Origin of the sequence: Nocardiopsis lucentensis DSM 44048 (assembly GCF_000341125.1) — a bacterium.
Classification (GTDB): domain Bacteria; phylum Actinomycetota; class Actinomycetes; order Streptosporangiales; family Streptosporangiaceae; genus Nocardiopsis; species Nocardiopsis lucentensis.
On sequence record NZ_ANBC01000697.1, the window covers coordinates 1 to 5,473 of the forward strand.

4 protein-coding genes are annotated in these 5,473 nt (G+C 76.4%); 3 read left to right on the forward strand and 1 reads right to left on the reverse strand.

Annotation, left to right across the window (positions count from 1 at the left end; translation table 11 throughout):
- A partial coding sequence (locus D471_RS40425) for a hypothetical protein (RefSeq protein WP_026128033.1) occupies nt 1-513 on the forward strand: 513 nt, incomplete at its 5' end.
- Between the two features lie 462 nt (nt 514-975).
- Here D471_RS40425 and D471_RS0124345 read toward each other — a convergent pair.
- Nucleotides 976-2,142, reverse strand: a complete 1,167-nt coding sequence (locus tag D471_RS0124345; protein ID WP_241479702.1) for an acyl-CoA dehydrogenase family protein — start codon at nt 2,140-2,142, stop codon at nt 976-978.
- Between the two features lie 147 nt (nt 2,143-2,289).
- On the opposite strand from D471_RS0124345, the gene D471_RS35975 reads away from it, so the two are divergent.
- Both D471_RS35975 and D471_RS0124355 read left to right on the forward strand, forming a co-directional pair.
- The gene (locus tag D471_RS35975; RefSeq protein WP_017601029.1) at nt 2,290-3,912 is read left to right on the forward strand and encodes a CoA transferase; all 1,623 of its coding nucleotides are present in this window, start codon (nt 2,290-2,292) and stop codon (nt 3,910-3,912) included.
- The coding region (locus D471_RS0124355; protein WP_017601030.1) for a class I adenylate-forming enzyme family protein at nt 3,909-5,473 on the forward strand (1,565 nt) is incomplete at its 3' end. The genes D471_RS35975 and D471_RS0124355, both read left to right, overlap by 4 nt.

Below are 5,473 nucleotides of genomic sequence, written 5' to 3' on the forward strand. Positions count from 1 at the left end.
CCGCCCGTCCACGCGGACGCCTCCGTCCAGCGGCGGTCCCTTCCCGACCTCCACGGAACGACGCCCCGGGCCGGGAGTACGGACACCCCGACCGACGACACGGCCGCGGCCCCGAACCCGGACTCCGCGCGCCACAACGGAACCGAGCGTGATGCGGGCGCTCCGACCGACGACCCCGTGTTCGGCGCCGCCCCTGTCTGGGAACCGGGTACGACCTCCTCGGCCCGTACCCGCCGGGCCACGGATGCCCCGGCACCGGCCCCCGCACCGCACGCCGCGGCCGCCCGGGGCACGGACGCGGGGGCCGGGCCCCGGGCCGCGGCCGCACGGGCGCGGGCGCACGCGATCGTGGGGGCGTTGGAGCGCGACCACCTGGGCACGCACGGCCTCGGCCGGGGGTCCTACGAGACCGCCGACGGGCTGGTCACCGGGATCGAGTCCGTGTGGGGGAACTTCTTCCTCGCGCTGGCGGCGGCGATGGTGCTGGGCACCGTCCCCGCGGACCTCGTCTGACCGTGAGGATGTCCATGAGCGTCTTCCGGCCCCGCGACGGCCCCGTGCCACGGCCGCCATGCGGGGCGCGCATAGCACGACAGACCCACCGCACGCCGTGCTCCCCACAGAACACACCCGCCACCTTCGACACCACTCCGAACACCGCGAGCCCGGGCGTCGGCGACGGATACGGCATCCGCGGACCTCGTCTGACTCGCAGACCTCACCTCGACCGCACGCCGCAGCCGCCACCTGGGGCATCAAGCCCAACCTCACAGCGCCCGCCCCGCCGCTCAGGAGTCCGGGCGGCCACCCCTCGACACGCGCTCACCTCCCGTGTCAGCCCTACGGTGGGCACCCAAGCGGCGTATCCGACCCTTCCGGCGTACGCGGCACGACCCACCCGCACGTCGCATCGCGTGCGTTGTGCCCCAACGGCAGCCGCCCTCCCCAACACGTACCGCTGAGCCCGTCCGCCCCTCAGCCCCGTAGCAGGCGCCGGGCCACCGCCGACACGTGCAGCTCGTCCGGCCCGTCCAACACCCGCGCCTGGCGCGCCACCCGCTGCAGACGAGGCAGTGCCGTGTCCGGCCCCAGCCCCTCCGCCCCGTACACCTGCGCGGCGGCGTCGGCCACGGTCGACAGCGCCCGCGCGGCCGCCACCTTCGCCGTGGCGACCGCCGTGCGCCCCGGATCGTTCCCGGGGTCCGCCACCGCCGCCACGGCCGACCGCACCAGGGACCGCGCGGAGGCCAGGGCCAGGTGCGACTCGAACACCAGCCCCTGCACCAGCTGGTACTCCCCCAGCGAGGGACTGCCCCGATCGGTGTCGCGAGCGCGGTCGAGCAGCAGCTCGAACGCGCGCTCGGCCTGCCCGAGCCACCGCAGGCTCCGCAGGGCCCGACCGAGCCCCACCCGGGCTCCCGCCACGCGCAGCCCCTCGCCGACCCCGCCCAGCACGTGGTCGGCGTCGACGGGTACGTCGTCGAAGGCGATCTCGTACTGCCCGCCCACACCCCACACCGGCAACTCCCGCACCACGCGCACACCGGGCGCGTCGGCGGGCACCGCCAGTACGGTCAGCCCGTCACGACCGCGCGGGCCGGGCGGTCCCGTGCGCGCCACCACGACGACCAGGTCCGCCTCGCGGGCCCCGGTCACGAACCACTTCGCCCCGCGCACCCGGAAACCTCGCGGAGCCGGACTCGCGGTGGTCGCGATCGCGGCCGGATCCGACCCGCGCGCCCCCGGTTCGGTCATCGCGAAGCACGCCCGCAGCCGCCCCGAGACCAACCCCTCCAGGTAGCGCTCGCGCAGGGCGGGCGCCGCGTACGCGTCGAGGGTCCGCACGTCCAGCAGCGCCGCCGACCCGAGGACGGACGGCCCGTGGTCGCTGCGCCCCTCGGCCTCGGCCACGGGCGCGTACCCGGCCAGCCCCAGGCCTCCTCCACCGAGTTCCCGGGGCAACGGCAGTGCCCACAGCCCCTCCCGCGCCGCGCCCTCCCGCAGCTCCGCACGGCGCGCCCGTGCCCGGTCACCGCCCCCGTCCAGGACGTCCTCCCAGGGTTCGACCTCACGCACCACGAAGTCGCGCACCCGCCCGACCAGTGTCCGCCCCTCGTCCGGAGCATCCGTTCGCACCGCCACCGCCTCCTCCTCTCCCCGCCGCACGGGAACCATCCGTCCCCGGACGGCGACTGCTTGTGCGACAGAAAGGTCGAAGCGGACGATCGACGAGTTCCCCCGCACCTCCCCCACACCACCTCCTTCGGACAGAATTCGCGAGGCACACCCATGACCTCCACTGTTCCCCTCCTCCCCCCGCCCCTGGCGGGAACACGACCGGCCTGCGACGGAGGCGGCGATCCGTACCGCCACACCGCGCGCCAACTCCGTTCCCTCGGCGCCGACGTGCCGGACGCCCCGGACGACGGCGTTCCCGCCGCCTCCCGCCTCCGGCTCCCCCACGGCGCCGGCGCCGTCCTGGACTGGCCCGCGCACACCGACGGCGAGAGCGACCTCCAGGCCCGCACCGGACTCATGGCCGTCCACGGCCGCCGGCACGGCGCTCCCGAGCCCCTGCCCCTCCCCTACGTCGGCACGGTCGCCGCCACCGCCCACGTCACGGGCCTCCTGGCCGCCGAGCTCCTGCGCCTGCGCTCCGGCCGTCGCGCGACCGCCCACACCAGCGCGGAGGCGTGTGCCCTGCTCACCGTCTCCCAGTACCTGGCCGCCGCGGCCGCCGACGAGGGCGAGGCCGTCTCCCCGGCCCCGGGCACCGCCACGTTCACCAGCGCGGACGGCGTGGACTTCGAGATCGAGGCCCTCGTCCCCGAACCCTGGGGCCGTTTCTGGACCGGACTGGACGCCCCCAGGCACGCGATCAGCGCGGGCTGGACCCCCTTCCAGTTCCGCTACGCGACGGCCCGCGCCCCGCTCCCCGGGGAACTGCGGTCGGCCGCGGCCTCGTGCTCCTGGGCGGACGTCCGCGCCACCGCCGAGCACAGCGGGGTCGGTCTCGTCCGGCTCACGGACGCGGCCCGGCGCGCACCGGCGGAGACGGGTGGGCGGCCTCCGTGGACACTGCGTCCCGTGCCCACGGACGCCGCCCCTCCCGCGCGCCCCTCCGGCCCCGCGCCCGGGGCGGCCTCCTGCGTCCTCCCCCTCACCGGTCTTCGCGTCCTGGAGGCGGGCCGTCGTATCCAGGCACCGCTGGCCGCCCACCTGCTCCGGTCGCTCGGCGCGACGGTCGTGCGGGTCGAGCCGCCCGGCGGCGACCCCCTGCGCGGTATGCCGCCGACGTGCGGTGGGCTCTCCGCGCGGTGGTCGGCGCTCAACCGGGGCAAGGACGCCGTGGAGGTGGACATCAAGAGCGACCGGGGCCGCCGCGACCTGCGTGACCTCGCACGCGACGCCGACGTCTTCCTGCACAACTGGGCCCCCGGCAACGCCGAGCGGCTCGGTCTGGACGCCACCGCGCTGGCCCGCGCCAACCCGCGCCTGGTGTACGCCTACACCTCCGGCTGGGGCGGACCCGCCGACGGGCTGCCCCCGGGGACGGACTTCATGGTCCAGGCGCACGAGGGGCTCACCGCCCCGGCCGCGGCCCCCGGGCGGACGACGGTCGCCTCCCTGATGACCGTGCTCGACGTCCTGGGCGGCTTCCTCGGGGCCCAGGCCGTCACCGCCGCCCTGCTGACCCGCGAGCGCCTGGGTTCGGCGGTGGCCGTGGAGAGCTCCCTGCGCGCGGCGGCCGACCTGCTGCGCGGCCGCCCCCGCGCCGAGGCCCCCGACGTGGACGGCCACGCGGTCACCACCGACCTGCCCGGCCTCGAACACGACCCGCGTCTGGGCCCGCTGCTCTCCCGCTCCGCCGACGGACTCCTGACGGTCGATTCCCCGTGGAGGATCTCATGACGCCCCGCACCCCGGGCTCCCCCTTCCCCGACCTGGTCCCCGCACACCTGCGCGCACGGTGGCGGGACGAGGGCCACTACCTCGGCACGGGCGTCTACCGGCTGTTCCGCAACATCGCCCTGGCCCACCCCGACCGGGACGCCGTCGTGGACGACCACGGACGGGTGACGTACGCGGCCCTGCGCCGCGAGGTCCTGTGCGTGGCCGGGGCCCTGATGGACCTCGGCGTCCGACCCGGCGAGGTCGTGGCCGTCCAGCTTCCCGGCCAGGCGGCCGCGGTGGCCACCGAACTGGCGGTCGCGGCGGTCGGCGCCGTGGCGCTGCCCTTCCCGGTGGGGCGCGGCGCCTCGGAGGTCGAGGCCCTGCTGCGCGGCTCCGGCGCGGTGATCCTCGTGGCCGCCACCGAGCACCGGGGCCGCTCCCCCGTGCGGACCGCCGAGGGGCTGCGCCCCCGACTGCCCGACCTGCGCTGGGTGGTGGGCGTGGACGCCCGGGGACGGTTCCCGTCAGCGACCGGAGCCCCGGCGCAGGAGTCCGACCTGCCGGAGGTGGACGCCTCCTCGGCCGCCCGGATCCTGGTCTCGTCCGGTTCGGAGGCCCGGCCCAAGATGGTCGCCTACTCCCACGACGCGCTCACGGGCGGTCGCGGCAACTTCATGGCCTCCCTGCGACTGGGCACCGATCCCTTCAGAGCGCACTTCCTGGTCCCGCTCGGCTCGGCCTTCGGCAGCAACGCCACCTCGGTGGTCCTGGCCCGGCACGGCGGAACCCTGCTGCTCAACGACCACTTCGACGCGGAACGCGCCCTGGCGACGATCGGCGAGCACGGGCCGACCCACGTGCTCGGCGTGCCCACGATGATCCGCATGATGCTCGACCTGGACCGCTGCCCCCGCCCCGGAGACGGCGCGGTCCTGGTGCTGGGCGGAGCGCCGCTGGAACCCGACACGGCGCGGCGGGCGCGCAAGGTCTTCGGCGGTCCCGTGGTCAACCTCTACGGGTCCGCGGACGGCGTCAACTGCCACACCGGGTTGGACGGCGACCCGTGCGACGAGTCCGGCCCCGGCCGTCCGGCGGGACGACCCGACCCCGGAGTCGCGTCCATCCGCGTGGTGGACGCCGACGGGCGGGACGTGGCCGCGGGCGCGACCGGCGAGATCGTCGCCCTGGGCCCGATGACCCCGCTGTGCCACATCGGCGGGGAGGGGGGCGACGAGCACCACCGCACCGCCGACGGATGGGTGCGCACCGGAGACCTGGGCGTCCTGGACGACCGCGGCCTGCTGCGGGTGGTCGGACGGCTCAAGGACGTGGTGATCCGGGGCGGCGCCAACATCAGCCCGGTCGAGGTGGAGGCCGCCGTGCGCGCCCACCCGGTCGTGGCGGACGCCTGCTGTTTCGGGATCCCGGACCCCCTCATGGGTGAGCGGCTGGTCGCGGCCCTGGTGCCGCGCGACGGCACGGAGCCGCCGGACGTCGCGGCGCTGGCCGCCTACCTCAGGGAGGGCGGGCTGGACGCGTTCAAGTGTCCGGAGCGGATCCTGCGGGTCGACCGGCTGCC